Here is a 20,448-nt window from a genome sequence, read left to right as displayed (position 1 = left end):
AAAGGCGCAAAGATTTTTCCGTATTTTTAATAAGATAATTTCCTTCTCATGAAAAAAATATTTATTCTTTCCACTCTCCTTCTCCCCTTATTCAGCATTGCACAGGAAATGAAAATTCCATTGGCGCTTTACGAAAAAGCTTCCCATTATGCTGCGAATGAAAACATCCGCATTCTTGTACAGGGAAATCCGCTGGAGATTGCTGATGCAGCTAAAAAACACAATGGTTATCTCGTGTACAACGAAGGAATGATCTGCTCCGTATGCATTCCTGCACATGAACTCGTGAATTTCTCGAAGGAGAATGGCATTGTGCGCATTGGGAATTCCGTCGGGAAAATGCAGTTGATGAATGATACGATCAAGCAACAAACCGGTTTGAACAATGTGCACAATGGAATGGCGCCACTCACGCAACCCTACAAAGGCGACAATGTAATTATGGGAATGATAGATTCCGGCATCGATTTCAATCATCCTGATTTTAAAGATTCCAATGGAAAAACAAGAATTCTCTACATCTGGGATCAGCGCGACACGAGCGGAACTGGTCCAACGCCGTGGCTCTACGGAACTTTGTGGGACAGCGCGCAGATCAATAACGGATCATGTACGCATAATGATCTGCAGTATTTCGGTCACGGTACGCACACAAGCGGGATCGCGGGAGGAAATGGTTCATCCACTGTTGCGCGCGATTACAGCGGCGCTGCTCCCAATGTAAATTTTGTTGTTGTTGCACTCGATTTCAATTATGTGTATTCCAATTCCGCTGTGGCCGATGCAGCAGAATATATTTACAGCGTTGCTATGTCGCTCGGGCGCCCGTGCGTGATCAACGCGAGCGTGGGCGATTACTACGGTTCGCACGACGGACAGGATCCGGAAGCAATGATGATTGATACGATGCTCAACACGCCGGGACGCGCGTTTGTGTGCGCGGCGGGCAACGCAGGAAATCTTCCCATTCATCTTTCTTACACCCTTTCATCCGATACGAATCTTACGTGGTTCAACTCTTCGCAGAATATTTATTTACAACTCTGGGCCGACACCACTAATTTCAACAGCGCAAAATTCGCGATCGGTTGCACGCAGGATGTAAGTTTCATTGACAAAGGAAGAACACTGTTCACAAACATTCAGAGTAATCTTCCCGGCATCAGCGTGGACACACTGAAAAATTCAGCAGGGCAACGGCTTGCAATTATTTCACGAGTGGCCACTATACAAGGAAGCGCTTACAGTATGGAATTTCTCATTGTGCAGGATTCATCCACCACTTACGATTACAGTTTACTCACAACCGGCAGCGGTCTTTTTCATCTCTGGAGTTTTGATATTTACACCAATCCTCTTCCGAATTCCACAACTTATCCTAACATCGCTTATTACAAACAAACCGATACCACTTACACACTATGCAGCAGCTTCCAATGTTCGAACCGCACGATCACTGTTGCGAATTATGTGAATCGCGATGTGTGGATGGATGTGAACAATACCTGGGAACACGATACGACTGTAACTGCAGGAACCATCATGTGGAATTCCAGCGTGGGGCCAACGCGTGATGGAAGATACAAGCCGGATATTTCTGCTCCCGGCGCCAATGATATTTCGTGTGGTGTGATCAGCGAATTGCCGGCCATCATTGCAGGCGCACCACAGTATGTAGGTGTCGGTGGATTTCATGTTGTGGACGGAGGAACGAGCGCTGCATCTCCTGTGGTTGCCGGATCGGTCGCGTTGTATTTACAACTTCATCCGAATGCAACCTGGCAGGATTGTAAAAATGCAGTGATCTATTGTGCGAAACAGGATGTGTTCACCGGCAGCAGTCTTCCTGATTACACATGGGGTTATGGAAAAATTGATGCATTCAGCATGATGACGAATTGCGCGCTCACCACTTCCTCAACCATCGTTGACGGCAATGAAATTTCATTTTATCCCGATCCGCTCAATGGCGAAACAGAAATGGAAATTCATTTTAATGCAGTGAATGCTCCAATGAAATTCGAGATCTGGTCCACTACAGGCGCACTGGTTTATTCCGAAAATATTTCTCCCGGAACTTCATCCGTTCATCTTGCTGCGAATTCACTCGCCGGTGGAATTTATCTCGTGAAAATGTCAGGCGAAAATTATTTTACGGCGAAGAAGATCGTTGTGGAATGATTTTTATGGAGCGGCACTTCATCACTTCTTTACACAATGAGAAATGAGAACTCAGAAATGAGAAATGAGAACCTGTAACGCCACATTTACTAATTTCGCTCACGATGAATGTGCTCCGTCTTCTGGCATGGCCTTTTTCTATACTCTACGGACTGATCGTTGTGATCCGGAATAAATTATTTGATGCGGGCATTCTTCCTTCCACAGAAATAAAATCGGTTTCAACAATTGGCGTTGGAAATCTTACCGTAGGCGGCACGGGAAAAACTCCGCACGTGGAATATCTCGTCAAACTTTTGCGGGGAAAATACAAAGTGGCAACACTGAGTCGCGGTTACGGAAGAAAAACATCAGGATTCATTCTTGCAAAAGCAGATTCGCTCACCGACGAGATTGGCGATGAACCCATGCAGTTCCGCCACCGTTTCCCGGAAGAAGTTCCTGTTGCAGTAGATGGAAATCGTGTTCATGGTGTAAAAAAGTTACTCGTCAATTTTCCCGATCGCCAGGTGATTATTCTGGATGATGTTTTTCAGCACCGGAGAATAAAACCCGGCTTGCAGATCCTGCTTACGGATTATGCTCTTTTGTATTATGAAGATCGTATGCTGCCCACCGGGAATCTGCGCGAGCCGCGATCGGGCGACAAACGTGCGGACATCATTGTTGTGACAAAAACTCCGCAGATGTTCTCTCCGCTCGAACGCAAACGCATTATCAAAGAAATAAAACCCCAGCCGTGGCAGAAAGTTTATTTTTCCTGGATTCGCTATGGAGAATTCATTCCTTTCGGCAACGTGGGCGAGCTCGAAATAAAACCGAAAGAACACTTTTTTGAAAATAAATTCACCATTGTCCTGCTCACCGGCATTGCCAATTCTCATTCGCTGGAATATTTTCTCAAGGACAAAGTGACCGAACTCATTCCCTATCGTTTCCCCGATCACCATGAATTTTCTCCGGCAGACTTATTACGTTTGCAGGAAATTTTCAAATCGGCCAAATCAGAAAAAAAGATTGTTCTTACTACGGAAAAAGATGCGATGCGCTTACGCAAGCCCGGCCTTGCAGAATACATCGGCGATCTTCCTCTCTATTACATTCCAATCGAGATCGCATTTCACGACCGCGATGAAGAATCTTTCAATCAACAAATAAATGATTATGTACGATCGAATCCTGTCAACAGCAAATTACATTAAAGAAAAAACAAAGAATTTTCTCCCGGAGACGGGCATCATTCTCGGCACCGGACTCGGCGGACTCGTGAATGAGATCGCAGCAGAATTCATTCTTGACTACAGCAGCATTCCTGATTTTCCTGTTTCAACAGTAGAAGGACATTCGGGAAAACTCATCTTCGGAAAACTTTCCGGAAAAAATGTAGTGGCCATGCAGGGACGTTTTCATTTTTACGAAGGATACACCATGCAGCAAGTAACATTTCCTGTGCGCGTAATGAAACTGCTGGGTATAAAACGGCTTTTTGTTTCCAATGCAAGCGGCGGAGTGAATCCCGCTTTTTCCATTGGAGAATTGATGATCATCAACGATCACATCAATTTATTCCCGACGAATCCGCTCATTGGTCCCAATGAAAAAAAATTCGGCGCACGTTTTCCCGACATGAGCGAACCTTATGACAGAAAATTAATTGCGCTTGCAAAAAATATTGCTGCAGAAAAAAACATCCGTGTGCAGGAAGGAATTTATGCCGGAATGAGCGGGCCTACTTTTGAAACTCCGGCCGAATACGCGTATGTGCGCAACATAGGCGCAGACGCCGTGGGCATGAGTACAGTTCCGGAAGTGATCGTTGCGCGCCACATGGAAATTCCTGTCTTCGCGATGTCGGTAATCACTGATCTTGGTGTTCCCGGAAAAATTGTAGAAGTCACACACGCAGATGTTCAGAAAGCGGCACAGGCAACAGAAAAAAAAATGACGTTGCTGATGAAAGAGCTGATCGCCAGACTCTAATTACAAATTACGGGATTACAAATTACGGATTGAGAAGTCCGACTTGCTTTGACCTAACGCGCCAAAACCATTCTCCATTATCAATTATCCATTAGTTACTCCTTCACAAATTTCTTCGTCACCACTTTATCTCCGCTCTTCATCTCGAGGAAATAAATTCCGGCGTCGAGAGCAGAAACATCAATCCGTTTGTTGTAATTCATCACGGAGTTTTCTTTCCACGACATCACGGATTGTCCTAGAGAATTGATCATGGTGAAAGAAACAGATCCTGCATTCGAAGCAGAAATGGTGATCGCATCCTGCGCAGGATTAGGGAAAAGAGAGACAGAGGCATCGAGTGGAGAATGATCTTTTATCCCGAGCGACATATCCACAAAGTTGAATCCTCCATTCGGATTCATTCCCCAGTTTCCGACGAAATTGAAAATAACATTGAACGCCCCATTCGAAAGATCGAAACTGAAGGCCGTTCCTGCACCACTGAATCCTCCACCGGTGGCTGTACCGAACAATAAACCAGCGGCAGATAAAGTAAGATCTCCATTCGGATTCTTTCCGTCAGCAAGTGTGAGGTCATGAATATCGGTGTAAGTATTGTTGGCGGGATCGAAAGAAAAAACTACTCCATTGGAATCAAGCCCGCCTTCTGAAGTAGTTCCATACATCATTCCATTCGGTGCCTGAACAAGTGCTGCTTTCGGTTGACAGCCACTTGCTGTTGTTAAATTATACAACGTGCTGAACGCAGATGTGCTTTCATCAAAGCTGAATATAGTTCCCACCGTATTTGTTCCTCCTGTCATTGTAAGTCCATAGAATTTTCCATCGGCAGCATGCAACAGACTTCCGTAAGGAGTTGTACCATCACCCACGCTGCTATTCAAACTATACAGCAAACTATAATTTGACGTAGCAGGATCATAACAAAAAAGTCCACCCTGGTTATTTGCTCCACCTGACATCGCCATTCCATATAATTTCCCGTTTGCAACAGTGAGCGCACTCCACGGATAACTACCATACGTGGAATTAAAATCATAGAGGTCGGTATAAACTCCATTCGATAAATTGTAACTATAGAGAACTCCGTTTGAATAAACTCCTCCATCCCACGTAACGCCATAGAGAACACCGTTCAACTCTGTGAGTCCCGACCACGGAATATATCCGTCTGCAAAATAAAAATCATGAACATCAGCATAAATATTATTGACAAGATCGTATCGGAAAATAACGCAACTACCGGATGGCCCGCCATTTTCTGATGTGCCATAAAGATATCCGTCACTCGCCTGAATCATGTTGCCGTAAGGATTGCATCCAGTGGCATAGAGAAAATCATAAACGTGAGCGAAGCCAACACCAGTTGGTGACATCTTACTGATAGTTCCACCGCCGGGGCTGCCACCAAAAGTGGTTGTCAGCCAATAAGACTGAGATTGTCCAATTGAAATTGTTGCCGCAGCGACAACAACGGAAAGAGTGAGTAGAAGTTTTTTCATGAGAACGACTTATTTGCTTTCAGAAAAGTAAATCATTCCTCCCGCAAAATCAAGTTGTAATTAAATTAATTATCACCGGATAATAAATAGCAATGCCATTTCACTGCTTCACATAGGAATAATTGGATAATTTGAACAGCACAGAATCTTTCGCGGCATTTTTAAGATAATAACCGGAGATCTCATCCTCATCGATAAACTTACCACGGAAAGTTCCCATGATAGTTCTCGCAGAATCGAGTTCGTAAAGAAAAAAATTGCTATCCTCAACAATTCCACTCACCGTGTACCAAATCGTTTTAGTCGTATCTGAAAAAGTTCCCGACACGCTGTTTCCGTCACCTGATGTTATTTTGATAACTCCGTTCGTATCCACAAAATAATAATTTCCGTAAGCGCGATTCGAATCCACATAAAGAAGCATTCCGATATCCCGGCCATCTATATTACCCGAAAGTTCTTTAGTTTTCGATTTCCAGTAATTCTCCATTGCCGAACTTTTTGTGGATGAAGACGAAGATGAATTATACCAGTGGTCATTACCCGTCACAAATCTTCCAATGTAATAAGCAGCCAGCAATACAATCATGATGACAGAAAGAATTGAACGTGGCGTTAAGTTGAATCTGTTCATGGTTGTTATTGCAACTATAGAATTTAAATAGCAATGAATTAGTGTTGATTCCAAAATGGAAATGTACATCAACTTTCCCGCCTGATTAGCAACAACAATTTAATTTATTGTACAACCAACTCCATTCCGCCAATTATCATTAGGGCATCTCTAAAAACACAGAAATGCAAGGCGGGAATTTACTATTCGTAAATGAGGATTTTGAGGACGTAGTCCAACGCAGCAGTTCGAAGTTATTAGAGATGCCCTTAAGAAATTCCATTTGATTGCCATTTACTTCCACTTACAGTTTCGTCATTTTTCACTGCATCACTATTTGTATCTTGTAGCTCTGTAAATTCGCCTGAATCCGTAATCGTAGTTACCGTAGAAAATTCGTAATCCGCCCGCAACGCCATGAAAAAAATTTTACTCTTTTCCATTCTCTTCTCTCCATTCTCTGTTCTCACAGCGCAAACTGAAAACTACAACGCGGTGAATGTTTCCAAACTCGGCCATTGGTGGAATCCTGCTCAGCCCGCCGAACCTACTTATGGAATAAAATACCAGGCCGTGTGGGGATGGTACCAGGCATCAACCGGAAAAGAATATGCGATCATCGGAACTTCTACCGGAACAGAATTCATTGACGTAACAAATCCTGCGACTCCTGTTGTGTGCGATTACGTTCCGGCTGTTCATGGAAATCTTATCTGGCACGAAATAAAAACATACCAGAATTATTGTTACATCGTGAGTGATGATGCCGCGCCGAATTCTTTTATCATCGCCGATCTTTCTTATCTCCCCGATTCTGTACACGTGGTGCGCGACGACAATTCAATTTTTGAACGTTGCCACACGATCTATGTTGACGGAGATAAATTGTATGGCGGATATGTGAATGGCGTGTCGAGTAGTTTTTATTATCCGATGGCCGTGTACGATCTTGCTGCCGATCCGACTACACCAACATTTATCCGCTCACTCGACCAGGATTATCCAGCGATCGGGCAGGTGCACGACATGTTTGTGCGAAATGATACGGTGTATGCGTCGTGTGCATACGACGGACTTTACATTTACAAATTCAACAATGGAACAACAAATGATTTTACAGAACTCGCCGCATTGCAGAATTATCCCGAGCAGGGATACAATCACAGCAGTTTTCTCACGCAGGACGGACGCACTGTAATTTTCATGGATGAAGTTCCTGCCGGTAAAGGAATAAAATCGCTCGACGTTTCCAATCTCGGAAATCTTACCGTGAACCAGGTTTTCCGTTCTCATGTCGGGAATACGCCACACAATCCATACATCATCGGGAATGATATTCTTGTTGCGGCGAATTACACAGACGGATTGCAGATCTTCGATATTTCCAATCCTGCAAATTGTGTGAGCACCGGATATTTTGATACCGACACGCTCATCAATTATCCAAACTATACGCAGGCATATCACGGTGTGTGGGGCGCGTACACGGATCTCCCGAGCGGGCACGTGCTCGCGAGCGATATGCAGAACGGGCTTTACATTTTCGATATTACACAGGCCACTTTACTTTCTGCAAATAATATTTCTGCGCCGCAACTTTCGCTGAGTGCGTTTCCGAATCCGTTCAGCGATAATTTTTTCATCAATTTAAAACTGGAAAAACCACAACCGATCACTTATGCTGTTTATGACAATGAAGGAAGAATGGTTTTGACAGAAACACAGGTAATGCCGGCAGGAAATTCTTTGCTCGATGTGGCGGGAGAAAAATTGGATGAGGGAACGTACACGGTGAAAGTTAACGGGGATAATTTTTCGGGAACGTCGAGATTAGTGAAGGCGAAATAAGTTGTGAGTTATGGGTTATTGGCAATTTATTAAGAAAAAAACTCATAACCCAGTACTCAATACTCAATACTATACGTATTCAACAATCCCTATTTATTGCATATTTTTATTGTGTGAAAACCCTGTTCACTTTTTCACTTTTTTTTCTTTTCGTTTTTAACGCGCTTCATTCGCAGACGCTGGAACTTTACCGCCACGATGTTTTGCTCGATACGGTTCCGTTTAAATTCGAGCGCTCTTCAAAAACCTATGATTATTCAAAATTCCGCGAGATCAGGATCGGCTGCCTGAACACCGGAAAAAAAGATCTCGTTTTTACCACGGCGCAGCAAGCGGTGATACATGATACGGCCTGGTTGCCCGCTACACCGAATGTGCATTATCCCAATTCTCTCAAGCCCGGACAGTACGGGGAAATTTCAATTATCTATACAGGGAATACAATTTCAGTGGAACGCATAAAAATAATTTCAAATTCAAGAACGGGTGCAGAGATCATTGCCCTGCATTGCACTTACAAAGATCCTGTGACGATAAATTATGACAACAAACTCTACAATTTCAAAGTGAAAGAAGGAGATCTTGCACATTTCAATTGCGTGATCATGAACAACGGAACAAAAACGATCACTGTTGATTCTGTTTCTTTTGCAGAACCAACGCTGAGCGTCGCCATGAAACTTCCGGTGAAAGTCGATCCCGGAAAAGCGGTAGAAGTAAAACTAAATGGGAATTCGAAAGGAAAAATGAATTTTTATTATGGTGGAAATCCTGCTTTCTTTTTTCATGCCGATAAAGGGCGGGAAGATTTTGTGACGCAGGAGTTCTCCTGTGTGATCATCCCCAATCTTGTCTTCCAGGGGCCCGATACATTTTTTGTCCGTCATGAAAAACGCGGAACAACTGTAACCGGCGAATTCAAATTCGTCAACAAAGGAAGCGTTACGCTCGACGCATCGAAATCCGGCAATCCCTGCATTGTGTTCGATAAAACCAGCATTGCGCCGGGAGAAAATTTTTCTGTGAAAGTTTCTTACAATACTTTGCTTGCAGATTCCGGGCATTTCACAAAAGAATTTCCGATCCTCTTCTCGCCGTTCTTTTATAGTTTCAGTGTGTACATGGCTGGCGAAGTGGATGGAAAATGGGAAGGAAAAAATTCTCTCGTAAGTGGTGTCGATGCAACTATCGACTACGGAACTATTTCAAACGACTCGGTGAAAGTGGTCAAGCGCGTGATCACGATGAAAAATAATTCAGGGGTGGCGATCACAGTTACCGGTGCAACTACATCCGACGGCGCACATGCAGGATGCTCGAAAAAAGATGCGATACAGCCGGGTGAAAATTTCCAGGTGATTTTTATTTACGATGCAACGCATGTCGGAATTTTTGAAAGAGCAATCAGCATCACTTATACTTCTGCGGATTGTACCAATGGACTTTTTACGAAAGTGATCCGGGTAAAAGGAGAAGTGAAAGGGAAGTGATTTTACATTTTTGATCTTAGAATTAATCCGTGCAAATCTGTGGCAAAATTCTTCAATATGAAATAATCTTTTCCTGAATAGAAATAAAATTGCCACAGATTTCGCAGATTATTCACAGATTGGTTTTGCTAAGTGATTTAGCTTTATTTGTAACACACAATTTTCCGGATTACTTTTCGAAGAATTTATTTTTGAATGAGCGAAGAAAAAAAATCCGGTGATCATTTCCGCGGCCGCGGCGCACAGATCAATCCACAGAATCGTTTTCTGAAACAGGAACGTGTGATGGAACATTACGAGCAGATCGATGAACCGCTTTTGCTCGACGAAAAAACAGAAATTATTTTCACGCATCCGAAAACCATCATCAACAAGGTGAACAGTCCCGATCTCATGGGGCTCTCGATGAATCCTTACCAGGGTTGCGAGCACGGGTGCGTGTACTGTTATGCGCGCAACACGCATACGTACTGGGGCTACAGCGCGGGACTTGATTTCGAACGGAAAATAATTGTGAAAGAAAATGCGGCAGAAATTCTTGCCAAAGAACTTTCTAATCCAAAAAGAATTCCGGAACCCATCATGTTCGCAGGCAACACCGATATTTATCAGCCGGTGGAAAGAAAGTTAGGCATCACGCGGAAGATGCTGGAAGTGCTTTTGAAATTCCGTCACCCGGTTGGAATGATTACAAAAAATGCACTCATTCGCCGGGATCTTGATCTTCTTTCAGAAATGGCAAAATTGAAACTCGTTCACGTCATGATCAGCATCACCGGCGTCGATGAAGAATTCAGAATGAAAACGGAACCGCGCACTGCTTCTTACAAACAACGATTTGAAACCGTGCAACAACTTTCCCAGGCGGGAATTCCTGTTGGTGTGATGGTTGCACCCATCATTTACGGATTGAACAGTCACGAAATTCCGGAGGTACTGAAAGCTGCTTCTGAAGCAGGAGCGATCACTGCGAGCTATACGATCGTGCGGTTGAATGGTGATGTAAGGATTATTTTCAAAGACTGGCTGAAAAAAAATTATCCCGACCGCGAACAGAAAGTGCTGCACGGAATTGAAGATACGCACGGAGGACAGATCAACGACAGCCGTTTCGGAACGCGCATGCGCGGAGAAGGAGAAATTGCAAAAAGCATCAATCGTCTTTTTAAAATTTCGAAAGCAAAGTATTTCCCTGAGAAAAGTAAATTCGAATACGATCTTTCGCTTTTCGATCCTCGCGCGGGCGATGCGCAGATGAAATTATTTTGAAATGGTCCGATCGTTGCAGCAACCCTAACAAAACATCTTCGTCTCTCACAAAACGTATCTTTGCATCGTGAAAAAAATATTTCTCGTTTTCCTTCTTTTCAGTACAACATTCATTCACGCACAATTCAGCGCATTCGACGGGTTCGACGACAACAGCAGCGGTTGGCTCACGAGGAATGATGATTCGGCAAAAGTTTATATTGATTCGGGGCAACTGGATGCGGAAATAAAATATGACGGAGATTTTCTCGATGCAAAAGGAGCGGTGATCGATTCCATGAAACCATTCCGCGCCGAGATCAGCACAGGTTATATTTCAGGTGCGGCGAATATTCCGTACGGTTTGTGCTGGGGAGCCGGCGACGTGAATAATTATTTTGCATTTTACATTACCGGCGACGGGCGATACGGATTTAAAATGCAAACGAACAATGTTTGGAAAGAGATCATTGCTCCTACTCCTAATTCATTTATCAATGTGAAAGGCGTGAACTGGCTTCGTGTGAATGCAGTGAATGTGAACGGGAAAATGAAACTGAATCTCTGCATCAATGAACTTGTAGTAAAAACAATTGACTTCATGGCTCCTTACGGAACTTTTTTCGGAATTTATATCGGAGGAAGGCAACATCTTCTTTTCGACAACTTCATTGTTTACCAGAGAGGAAAAACGCAGGAAGAATTCGAACCCTGCGATCTTTCTGTTTCATTGAATTGTAAAATGGGAGAGCTTGGTTACAGCAATGAAATATATAAATGGAAATGCTGTATGACGAACGGCATGCGAGTCGATGAAGATTCTGCTGTTGTGCGTTTCTGGTATTCCGATGCGCGCGCGGGAGATTATTCGGTGATCATTGCAGAATTGCCATCGACAGGAAGCGTGGAATTTTCGAAAGCCGCCGACCAGGACATGCGCGACTATCTTGCGGAAGGAGACAGCATCATCACGATCTCGAATGAACCCATTGCAAAAATTTCTGTTGGCAATGAACAGAATATTTATCGCATCGGTGCTGTTTATACGGCGCACGATCTCGATCACAACCTTTATATCAGGCGGTATTACCTGCAACGTACGTGGGGAAATTCGAAAGGAATGGTTTTCCAGTTCATTGTGCCGGAACACAGTCCTTCCATTGATGTGCTCGATCAATTGGTGAAGGAGATTATTTCCACTTCCGAATTCAATTGAAATTTCAAAAAATGAAACGTCTTTCCATTCACGTAACGGGAAAAGTACAGGGCGTTTTTTTCCGCGCGTCCACAGCAACAAAAGCGAAACAGATCGGCCTTACCGGGTTTGTGCGCAATGAGAAAGATGGAAGTGTTTACCTGGAAGCACAGGGAAATGAAAAGCAGTTGGAAGAATTTCTCGTGTGGTGCAGGCGCGGGCCTGAGCGCGCGGTAGTGAAAGAAATTGTGGTGGATGAAATTTCATTCACAGCACAGGATGATTTTTTCATTCTGAAATAATTTCCAGAACTTTTTCAAATCCGAATCTCATTTCGTGCGCTGCTTGCGCTCCTTCATCAATAAAAAAATCCGAAAAGCCACAGTGGTATTCTGTCACCCGAACCGTATTCGATGTTATCGAGTGCTAAAAAAGAATTTTTTATTCCTTTCACCTGCTTCCGGTCTTTGTTCTTCCCTCCTACTTCAAATGTAAAATGCCCGTCAACGATAAAATCTCCATCCTGTGGCGCTTCCACTTTATGATGCGATGATACCTGGTTAATGAAAAATGTTTCCCTTAGATTTCCTGCGTTCGCACCTTCCTTCGAAATGCAATAGGAGAGATTGGTGTTTTGTAAATATATCTTTTCGGGTTTGGTCATGGTGCCGTAACCTTTTTTTGATTCACGCAGCAACGAAAAAAGTTTCGCATCAGCAAGGTGATCGAAGTATTGCAAAATGGTTTGCCTCGAAACTTCAATGGTACTACTCAGTTTTAAAAGATTCGGTTGCATCGGTGGCGCAAGTGCTACCATGTACAGTAATCGTTTTAGTTTTATGATGTAGGATGGATCCACGTGCCTGCACAGCACAATATCTGTTTCAAGTGAAGTGTTGATCACATTGTTCAATCGTGTGTAATAGGCATCCGTTCCTTCCATAAAAAAAGGATAATATCCGTGCTTCAGGTAATCGTTGAAAAATTCCAGTGGCCTGATCTTAGCGCATATCTTCCGGGAGATCGCAACATGATTCCTGATCAGGTCCTTCAATGATATGGCATCGAATTTTTCACCGGTTTTCAATTGAAGAAATTCACGGAATGAAAGCCCGTGCATATCATAGACCACAGCTCTTCTGCTCAGGTCTGCATTACCTTTCAGTAATTCGAGGATGGAAGAACCAGTCGCTACCACATGCAGTTTCGGATAAGAATCGTAAATATTTTTCAGGTGCTGCGACCAATTGGGGTATTTGTGCACTTCATCCACAAAAAGATGCGTGCCTCCTTTTTTATAAAGATCATCAGCAAGATCCACGAGACGATTTTCGGAAAACCAGAGATTGTCGAGTGAAACGTATAATCCTTTGCGGCTTTCCCCGAACTGGCGATGGAGTTGCCGAAGCAGTAAAGTGGTCTTCCCCACACCACGCGACCCTTTGACAAGGATCAGCCGGTGCTTCCAGTTGATACTTCCGGCAATGTAACGATCCGGCACGCCAGGCAGATCTTCTATGAGGCGCGCCTGGATTTCAAAAAGCTCCTGCATTGTATGTGTTATTTATACAAAACAAATATACTACTTTTTGATATATATAAATATCATTTTTTTATTTTTTTGTTATCTATATTTAACAATTATTTTTACCCGCTCCAGCAACCAATCAGGACATACCGGCTGAATGCCTCATAACATTTTTAAACAACTTTTACCCCCCTTTTTATGTAATTTCGCCTGTCAACTTCGCGTTATTTCCAGAAAGAAACATGGCCGATTCCATTTACGACAAATATGAGCCGGTGATCGGGCTTGAAGTGCATACGCAACTGCTTACAAAAAGTAAAGCGTATGCATCCGATGCTGTCGAATATGGCGCCATGCCCAATACACTGGTCAGTCCGCTTACACTTGGTTTGCCGGGAACACTCCCGATGAGTAATCATCGCGTGATCGAATTTGCTATCCGCCTTGGCCTCGCTACGCATTGCACTATACGCGAGCGCAACGAGTACGCGCGGAAAAATTATTTCTACGCCGACCTTCCGAAAGGATACCAGGTCACGCAGGATAAAACTCCGATCTGCACGAATGGATTCATTCACATAAAAAATTCTGACGGAAGTGAAAAACAGATAGGCATTCACCGGATTCACATGGAAGAAGATGCCGGAAAAAGTATGCACGATACTGATCCAACAGATACACTTGTTGATCTTAATCGTGCAGGAACACCTTTGCTGGAAGTTGTGAGTGAACCGGAATTACGTTCTGCCGACGAAGCTTACAAATATCTCACAGAGGTCCGGCGCCTGGTTCGCTATCTCGACATCTGCGATGGAAATATGGAAGAAGGAAGTCTGCGTTGTGATGCGAATGTTTCCGTGCGCATAAAAGGTGCGGAAAAATTCGGAAGGAAAGTGGAAGTGAAAAATATGAATTCGATCAGCAATGTGAAACGCGCGATTGAACATGAAATAAAAAGACAGATCGATATCATCGAATCGGGAGGAATTGTTGCGCAGGACACGCGCGCATTCGACGCAACAACCGGAACAACGTCTTCTCTCCGGAGCAAGGAAGATGCGAATGACTACCGTTATTTTCCGGAACCGGATCTTCAGCCGGTGATCGTTTCGCAGGAGGAAATTGCAAAAGCTAAAAAAAATCTCCCCCCGCTTCCCGGCGAACTTTTTAAAAAATATACAAAGGATCTTCACCTGTCGGATTATGATGCGGGCGTACTCACGGATGCAAAAGAGATCGCACTTTTTTTCGAAGAGATCCTGAAGCACACCTCGAATGCAAAAGCTGCTGCTAATTGGGTAATGGGCCCGGTGAAATCTTTTCTCAATGAAAATGCGCTGCACATTTCAGAATTTCCTGTGAGTACTGAACGTCTCGCATCGCTTATTACACTCGTCGATTCCGGGAAAGTGAGTCACGCCATGGCGAGCCAGCGCATATTTCCACTCATGACAAAGGAAATTTCGAAAACACCGCTCCAGCTTGCAGAAGAAAATAATCTCGTCCAGGAAAGTGACAGTGATGCGTTGCTCGGGATCATCAAAGAAGCCGTCGCAAAATATCCGGCGAAAGCAGCGGAATACCGGAACGGAAAAACAAATCTTCTCGGGTTGTTCATGGGTGAAGTGATGAAACTTTCCAAAGGAAAAGCAGATCCGAAAGCAACAAACGAATTACTCAGAAAAATCCTGGAGGAACAGCTATGAAAAAAAATTCAGCTCCCGTTTTTGTTTTTTTCCTGTTCCTTATCGCTTCATGCAGCGAAGAACAGAAAAAAGGAAATCTTTTTGTCAATGGAAATTTTTCAAATTGCAAGAATGATACACTTTATTTTGTTGACGTTTCCCAGAGTGAAATGAAAGTGATCGATTCCGTTGTAACAGATGATCAGGGCGCTTTTGAATTTCATATCACTGTCCCTTACGAAGGGTTTTTCAATATTGATGTTGGAAAGAATACACATCAATTCGCAACCGTCGTTGCAGGGCCCGGCGATTCTGTTCATCTCACCGGCGATGCGAAAAATCTCGGCTACACCTGGAAAACTTCCGGCTCAAAAGAATCGCAGCGGTTCAATGAATTCAGCACTTACGTTTCCAGACTTTCGAAAAAAAGAGAAGTGCTCCAGAACAGGAATGATTCTGTACTTTCCGATTTTCAGTTCCAGGTGAGTGTGCTGAAAGATTCAACTAAAATTCCTGATCTCGATAAAAAATACGGTGACCAGATCATGACCATACAGGCAGAACTCGATTCGGTGGAAGAAGAAGGCGCCGGCGAAATACGAACATTCATTGACAAAGATGTTTCTTCCTTCACCAATATTCCCGCACTTCGATTACTGGATCCGTATGATAATTTTCCGTATTACGAAAAAGTAACAACCGCTCTCGAAGCCAAATACAAGAATACTCCCAATGTGGAATTGTTGCGGAAAATGATGGAGCATTATCGCCCGCTCTGTAAAGGACAAGTTGCTCCCGATATTGAACTCAATGATCCGGATGGACATCCTTACAAACTTTCTTCACTCCGCGGAAAATATGTGCTCATCGATTTCTGGGCGTCTTGGTGCGGGCCTTGCCGCGCCGAACTTCCGAATGTGGTCGCGAATTATAAAAAATATCATGACAAAGGTTTTGAAGTTTTCAGCGTTTCACTCGACGACAATAAAAAAGACTGGACCGATGCAATAAAAAAAGAAGGACTCACCTGGCCGTATCATGTGAGCGATCTCATGCGCTGGCAATCATCCGTGGTCACACTTTATAATTTTCAGGGAATTCCGAAAACTGTCCTGCTCGATAAAGAAGGACGCAACATTGACCGTGACCTTCGCGGGCAGGCGCTCACTGACGCGCTCGCGAAAATTTTTCCTGACCCGATAACCTCTGCAGTAAAATAATTGTAACAAATGATATTCCCAAAGCGTCTTACCCGCGCTAAATTCCATCCACACATGAAAACAAAATTACTTCTCTCTTCTCTTTTTCTTCCGGCAATTTTTTCTGCACAATCATCCGCGAAAGCTTATTTCCAGCAAGACGTTGCTTACGAAATTCATGTTTCTCTCGATGATACCAAAGATGAATTGCACGCGAAGGAAACAATCATGTATAAAAATAATTCTCCCGATCAGCTCACTTTTATTTACATGCATCTTTGGCCGAATGGTTACAAAGATGACAACACTCCCCTCGGCCGACAGTTGCTGCAGGACGGCGATCTTTTTATGCATTATGCGAGTGAAAAAGATCATGGCTGGATTGACTCGCTCGATTTTAAAGTGGATGGACAATCTGTTAAGCTCGAATATGAAACAAATTCACCCGACATTGGAAAAATTTTCCTGAACACTCCTCTTCAACCCGGAGGACAAATTGAAATTTCTACTCCGTTCCATGTTCATATTCCGAGTGGAAAAATTTCACGTCTCGGCCACATCGGCCAGCAGTACCAGATCACGCAATGGTATCCGAAACCGGCAGTGTACGACAAAGACGGATGGGAACAGATTCCTTATCTCAACCAGGGAGAATTTTATTCTGAGTTCGGAATTTTTGATGTGTACATTTCTCTTCCGAAAAATTATGTGCTTGGCGCGACCGGCGATATTCAGGACAACCAGCCGGAAAAAGATTTTCTCGACAGCATTGCAAAAGCTTCGAAAGACATTGCGCTCTACAACAAGAAGGATGATCAATTTCCCGAATCATCCAAAGAATGGAAAACCGTTCACTATCACCAGGAACACGTTCATGATTTTGCATGGTTCTGCGACAAACGTTATCACGTTCTCAAAGGAGAAGTGGAACTTCCGCACACGCACGCGAAGGTGACCACGTGGGTGATGTACACGAACCAGTATGCCGACATCTGGAAAGATGCGATTCCCTATGTGAATGATGCGTTGTTTTATTATTCTAAATGGAATGGCGATTACACGTATGATGTTTGCACTGCCGTGGATGGTGCATTAAGTGCGGGAGGCGGAATGGAATATCCGAACATCACAGTGATAGGCGCAGCATCGAACGCGATGATGCTCGACATCGTGATCACGCATGAAGTGGGACACAACTGGTTTTACGGAATGCTCGGCAGCAACGAACGCAAGCATGCGTGGATGGATGAAGGAATTAATTCTGCGAATGAAGAACGTTACGTTGCAACAAAATATCCGAACGCAGCTTTGGTCGGAGGAAAAGCAGGGCCAAGCAAAGTTTCTCACATATTCGATCTCGATCAATATTCTCATGCAGCAGAATATTACGAAGGATATGCTTTCTGCGCGCGCACTGCATCCGATCAGCCGATAGAAACGCATTCGAAAGATTTTACAACAATCAATTACGGAACGATCGTGTACATGAAGAGCGCGGTGGTCTTCACTTACCTGCGCGCGTACCTCGGCGATTCTCTTTACGACAAATGCTTTCAGAATTATTTTGACAAATGGCACTGGCATCATCCCATGCCGGAAGATATCCGCGCGGTGTTTGAACAAACTACCGGAAAAAATCTTTCCTGGTTTTTTGATGATCTCATTGATACGGATAAAAAAATCGATTTTAAATTAAAAGCCTGGGATAAGTTTCCCGCAACAGATGCTAAATATCCGAACGCTTATGGTGTTGAGGTAAAAAATGTAGGAGAAGTTGCAGGCCCCGTTTGTGTAAATGCGATCAAAGACGGAAGAGTCGTAGCAACAAAATGGTTCGATCCTCTTCCGGTGAGTGACACCGTCGGATTCTGCATTTTTCCCGCCGGCGATTACGATGCATTCGAAATAGATCAGCCGGGAAATATTCCGGAGATCAACCGGAAAAATAATACCGCGTACACGCACGGAGTGTTGAGAAAAGTTGAACCGCTCAAATTACAATTCGGCGGAAGTCTCGACGATGCGCACCGCACACAATTATTTTACGTGCCGGCACTGGGATTCAACATGTATGATAAATTCATGTTCGGTGCTGCAGTTTACAATCATGTTATTCCCGGAAAAACTTTTGAATGGACGGCAGTTCCGATGTATTCCTTCGGTGATCATTCCATCGTTGGACATGCGGACGCATTTTTAAATTTCAAACCAAATGGATTTATTCATGACTGGAGGATCGGTGCGAATGCAAATATGTATCATTATTACACGGTGCAACCGTACGATTATCCTGAAGGAACCCAAACACCTGACCGGAGGTTTGTTTTTAAAAAGGTAGCTCCGGAAATGAAATTCAATTTTAAAAAATGTTATCCGCGTAGTCCGATCTCTCAGAGTCTTCGTTTGCGCGGGATATGGTTGCAGACAAACCAGTTTCAATACACGGTGAATGTGGGGCCCGTTTCGAATATTGAAACGATCACGGAGATCAAGGCGCCGGTAAAAGAATATTATGAAGCGATGTATTCGATCTCCAGCTCAAGAAAAATAAACGGATGGGATGCGAATCTTGTTTTCCAGGGCGGCGATTACATGAACAAATTACAAGTGACCGGAAATTATCATCTCACGATAATGAAAAATAAAAATATTGATTTCCGTTTTTTCACAGGAACTTTCTTAAAAACACTTCCTGAAGATGCCGGCCGCTACAGTTTCAAAACCAGCAGTTGGGGCCCGCTCGGGATAGGAAATCAGGATTATCTTTTCGACAATATTTTCTTCGGAAGAAGTGAACAGAACGGATTGTTTGCACAGCAGATGGCCATTGCCGACGGAGGATTTAAAATTCCAACAGCAGTGGGAAGAAGTGATCAATGGTTGTCGGCGCTTGATGTGACGATCCCGATGCCGGTGCAGAATAAATATTTAAGCCACATCAAATTTTTTGCCGATGGCGCTATTTGTTCTACGCAAGCAAGCGGTATTCGTCCGTTCCAGTATGAAGCGGGAATTCAGCTCAGCATCATACGCGGAGGATTCTGCGATGTATTTTTCCCGCTTGTTTATTCGAAGGACATCAAAGATGAGATCCAGGCGAACGATCTTAAATTCGGAAACCTCATCCGCTTTACTTTCAACATCGGTTCCTTCAATCCTTCTGAAATCGCAAAAAGCATTCAATTGTAATGAGCGAAAATCTCAAAGGAAAAATTTATTTCGCTTCCGACTTTCATCTCGGCGCACCCGATCATGCATCGAGTCTTGTGCGTGAAAAGAAAATCGTGGCGTGGATGAATTCGATCAAAGCAGATTGTTCTGAACTTTTTCTTGTCGGCGATATTTTCGATGCATGGTTCGAATACAAGCGTGTAGTGCCGAAAGGATTTGTTCGTTTGATGGGAAAAATTGCAGAGTTTACCGACGCAGGAATTCCCGTTCATGTTTTTTCCGGCAATCATGATATGTGGATGTTCGGTTACCTCGTGGATGAGTGCGGCGTTAAATTATATCACGCGCCGATGCAGCGCGAGTGGAACGGAAAAAAATTCTTCATCGGTCATGGCGATGGCCTTGGACCCGGCGATGGCGGTTACAAATTCATGAAAGGCGGATTCCGGAATAAATTTCTCCAGTGGTGTTATGCGCGGCTGCATCCGAATTTCGCTGTACGATTAGCGCAGAAAATTTCGATGAGAGGATTTGAAAAAAAAGAAAAACAATTGAAATATCACGGCGATGATAAAGAACTGCTGATGCTTTTCTGCAGACAGAAATTAAAAACAGAACATTTCGATTATTTTATTTTCGGCCACCGCCACATTCCGCTCGATCTTGAATGCGGAAAAAATTCACGTTACATTAATCTTGGTGATTGGATAAGATCAGAAAGTTACGCGGCGTTTGATGGAGAAAAAGTGGAGTTGAAGAAATTTTCAGTTTAACGAAACTCTTCTCAATTTCAAGAAGAAACTTC

General features: G+C 43.6%; 15 protein-coding genes. 12 read left to right on the top strand and 3 right to left on the bottom strand.

Annotated features, from left to right (window positions below; all coding sequences use genetic code 11):
- The first annotated feature begins 48 nt into the window (after nucleotides 1-48).
- The 3 genes from HY064_12845 (at nucleotide 49) to HY064_12835 (ending at nucleotide 4,161) form a co-directional block, all read left to right on the top strand.
- Nucleotides 49-2,181 (top strand): S8 family peptidase, encoded by a 2,133-nt coding sequence (locus tag HY064_12845; protein MBI3511542.1) that lies wholly within the window; start codon nucleotides 49-51, stop codon nucleotides 2,179-2,181.
- Nucleotides 2,182-2,291: 110 nt separating this feature from the next.
- Complete coding sequence (gene lpxK / locus HY064_12840) at nucleotides 2,292-3,383, top strand: tetraacyldisaccharide 4'-kinase (GenBank protein MBI3511541.1); 1,092 nt, start codon at nucleotides 2,292-2,294, stop codon at nucleotides 3,381-3,383.
- Entirely contained in the window at nucleotides 3,346-4,161 is an 816-nt protein-coding gene (locus HY064_12835; protein MBI3511540.1) for a purine-nucleoside phosphorylase, read from the top strand. The genes lpxK and HY064_12835 overlap by 38 nt, the downstream gene beginning before the upstream one ends.
- Nucleotides 4,162-4,256: 95 nt before the next feature.
- Here the strand turns inward: HY064_12835 and HY064_12830 are convergent, their stop codons facing one another.
- Together HY064_12830 and HY064_12825 are read right to left on the bottom strand one after the other, a co-directional pair.
- The gene (locus tag HY064_12830) at nucleotides 4,257-5,666 is read right to left on the bottom strand and encodes a T9SS type A sorting domain-containing protein (protein MBI3511539.1); all 1,410 of its coding nucleotides are present in this window, start codon (nucleotides 5,664-5,666) and stop codon (nucleotides 4,257-4,259) included.
- Between the two features lie 100 nt (nucleotides 5,667-5,766).
- Nucleotides 5,767-6,300, bottom strand: a complete 534-nt coding sequence (locus tag HY064_12825; GenBank protein MBI3511538.1) for a hypothetical protein — start codon at nucleotides 6,298-6,300, stop codon at nucleotides 5,767-5,769.
- 396 nt (nucleotides 6,301-6,696) lie between these two features.
- Between HY064_12825 and HY064_12820 the strand changes: the two genes are divergently transcribed.
- The 5 genes from HY064_12820 (at nucleotide 6,697) to HY064_12800 (ending at nucleotide 12,362) form a co-directional block, all read left to right on the top strand.
- Nucleotides 6,697-8,127, top strand: coding sequence for a choice-of-anchor B family protein (locus tag HY064_12820; protein MBI3511537.1), 1,431 nt, complete (start codon nucleotides 6,697-6,699; stop codon nucleotides 8,125-8,127).
- 113 nt (nucleotides 8,128-8,240) lie between these two features.
- Complete coding sequence (locus tag HY064_12815; protein ID MBI3511536.1) at nucleotides 8,241-9,617, top strand: DUF1573 domain-containing protein; 1,377 nt, start codon at nucleotides 8,241-8,243, stop codon at nucleotides 9,615-9,617.
- Between the two features lie 195 nt (nucleotides 9,618-9,812).
- Entirely contained in the window at nucleotides 9,813-10,886 is a 1,074-nt protein-coding gene (locus HY064_12810) for a PA0069 family radical SAM protein (protein ID MBI3511535.1), read from the top strand.
- Between the two features lie 67 nt (nucleotides 10,887-10,953).
- Nucleotides 10,954-12,081 carry a hypothetical protein gene (locus HY064_12805; GenBank protein MBI3511534.1) on the top strand — a complete coding sequence of 376 codons (1,128 nt, stop codon included), beginning with the start codon at nucleotides 10,954-10,956 and terminating at the stop codon, nucleotides 12,079-12,081.
- An 11-nt stretch (nucleotides 12,082-12,092) separates the two neighbouring features.
- Entirely contained in the window at nucleotides 12,093-12,362 is a 270-nt protein-coding gene (locus HY064_12800) for an acylphosphatase (GenBank protein ID MBI3511533.1), read from the top strand.
- Between the two features lie 56 nt (nucleotides 12,363-12,418).
- On the opposite strand, the gene HY064_12795 is transcribed toward HY064_12800, so the two are convergent.
- Nucleotides 12,419-13,612: an AAA family ATPase gene (locus HY064_12795; protein ID MBI3511532.1), complete on the bottom strand. Its 1,194-nt coding sequence runs from the start codon at nucleotides 13,610-13,612 to the stop codon at nucleotides 12,419-12,421.
- A gap of 218 nt (nucleotides 13,613-13,830) precedes the next feature.
- On the opposite strand from HY064_12795, the gene gatB reads away from it, so the two are divergent.
- From gatB to HY064_12775, 4 genes are read left to right on the top strand one after another with little or no spacing between them, the layout of a single operon-like run.
- A complete protein-coding gene (gene gatB, locus HY064_12790; protein MBI3511531.1) occupies nucleotides 13,831-15,294 on the top strand; it encodes an Asp-tRNA(Asn)/Glu-tRNA(Gln) amidotransferase subunit GatB in 1,464 nt (487 codons plus the stop codon).
- A complete protein-coding gene (locus tag HY064_12785) occupies nucleotides 15,291-16,493 on the top strand; it encodes a TlpA family protein disulfide reductase (GenBank protein MBI3511530.1) in 1,203 nt (400 codons plus the stop codon). Before gatB ends, HY064_12785 begins: the two co-directional genes overlap by 4 nt.
- A gap of 54 nt (nucleotides 16,494-16,547) precedes the next feature.
- Entirely contained in the window at nucleotides 16,548-19,661 is a 3,114-nt protein-coding gene (locus HY064_12780; GenBank protein ID MBI3511529.1) for a M1 family metallopeptidase, read from the top strand.
- Nucleotides 19,661-20,416, top strand: coding sequence for a UDP-2,3-diacylglucosamine diphosphatase (locus HY064_12775; GenBank protein MBI3511528.1), 756 nt, complete (start codon nucleotides 19,661-19,663; stop codon nucleotides 20,414-20,416). The genes HY064_12780 and HY064_12775 overlap by 1 nt, the downstream gene beginning before the upstream one ends.
- The last annotated feature ends 32 nt before the right edge of the window (nucleotides 20,417-20,448 follow it).

It is taken from the genome of Bacteroidota bacterium, assembly GCA_016194975.1.
Classification (GTDB): domain Bacteria; phylum Bacteroidota; class Bacteroidia; order Palsa-965; family Palsa-965.
Note: the sequence above shows the minus strand (reverse complement) of the source record. Positions and strands in the feature narration are given on the sequence as shown.

Excerpts from the sequence above, each read along its gene's own strand:
- HY064_12845 (MBI3511542.1), top strand. The coding sequence starts at position 49 with ATGAAAAAAATATTTATTCTTTCCACTCTCCTTCTCCCCTTATTCAGC.
- HY064_12835 (MBI3511540.1), top strand. The coding sequence starts at position 3,346 with ATGTACGATCGAATCCTGTCAACAGCAAATTACATTAAAGAAAAAACA.
- HY064_12830 (MBI3511539.1), bottom strand. The coding sequence starts at position 5,666 with ATGAAAAAACTTCTACTCACTCTTTCCGTTGTTGTCGCTGCGGCAACA.
- HY064_12825 (MBI3511538.1), bottom strand. The coding sequence starts at position 6,300 with ATGAACAGATTCAACTTAACGCCACGTTCAATTCTTTCTGTCATCATG.
- HY064_12820 (MBI3511537.1), top strand. The coding sequence starts at position 6,697 with ATGAAAAAAATTTTACTCTTTTCCATTCTCTTCTCTCCATTCTCTGTT.
- HY064_12810 (MBI3511535.1), top strand. The coding sequence starts at position 9,813 with ATGAGCGAAGAAAAAAAATCCGGTGATCATTTCCGCGGCCGCGGCGCA.
- HY064_12800 (MBI3511533.1), top strand. The coding sequence starts at position 12,093 with ATGAAACGTCTTTCCATTCACGTAACGGGAAAAGTACAGGGCGTTTTT.
- HY064_12795 (MBI3511532.1), bottom strand. The coding sequence starts at position 13,612 with ATGCAGGAGCTTTTTGAAATCCAGGCGCGCCTCATAGAAGATCTGCCT.
- gatB (MBI3511531.1), top strand. The coding sequence starts at position 13,831 with ATGGCCGATTCCATTTACGACAAATATGAGCCGGTGATCGGGCTTGAA.
- HY064_12785 (MBI3511530.1), top strand. The coding sequence starts at position 15,291 with ATGAAAAAAAATTCAGCTCCCGTTTTTGTTTTTTTCCTGTTCCTTATC.
- HY064_12780 (MBI3511529.1), top strand. The coding sequence starts at position 16,548 with ATGAAAACAAAATTACTTCTCTCTTCTCTTTTTCTTCCGGCAATTTTT.
- HY064_12775 (MBI3511528.1), top strand. The coding sequence starts at position 19,661 with ATGAGCGAAAATCTCAAAGGAAAAATTTATTTCGCTTCCGACTTTCAT.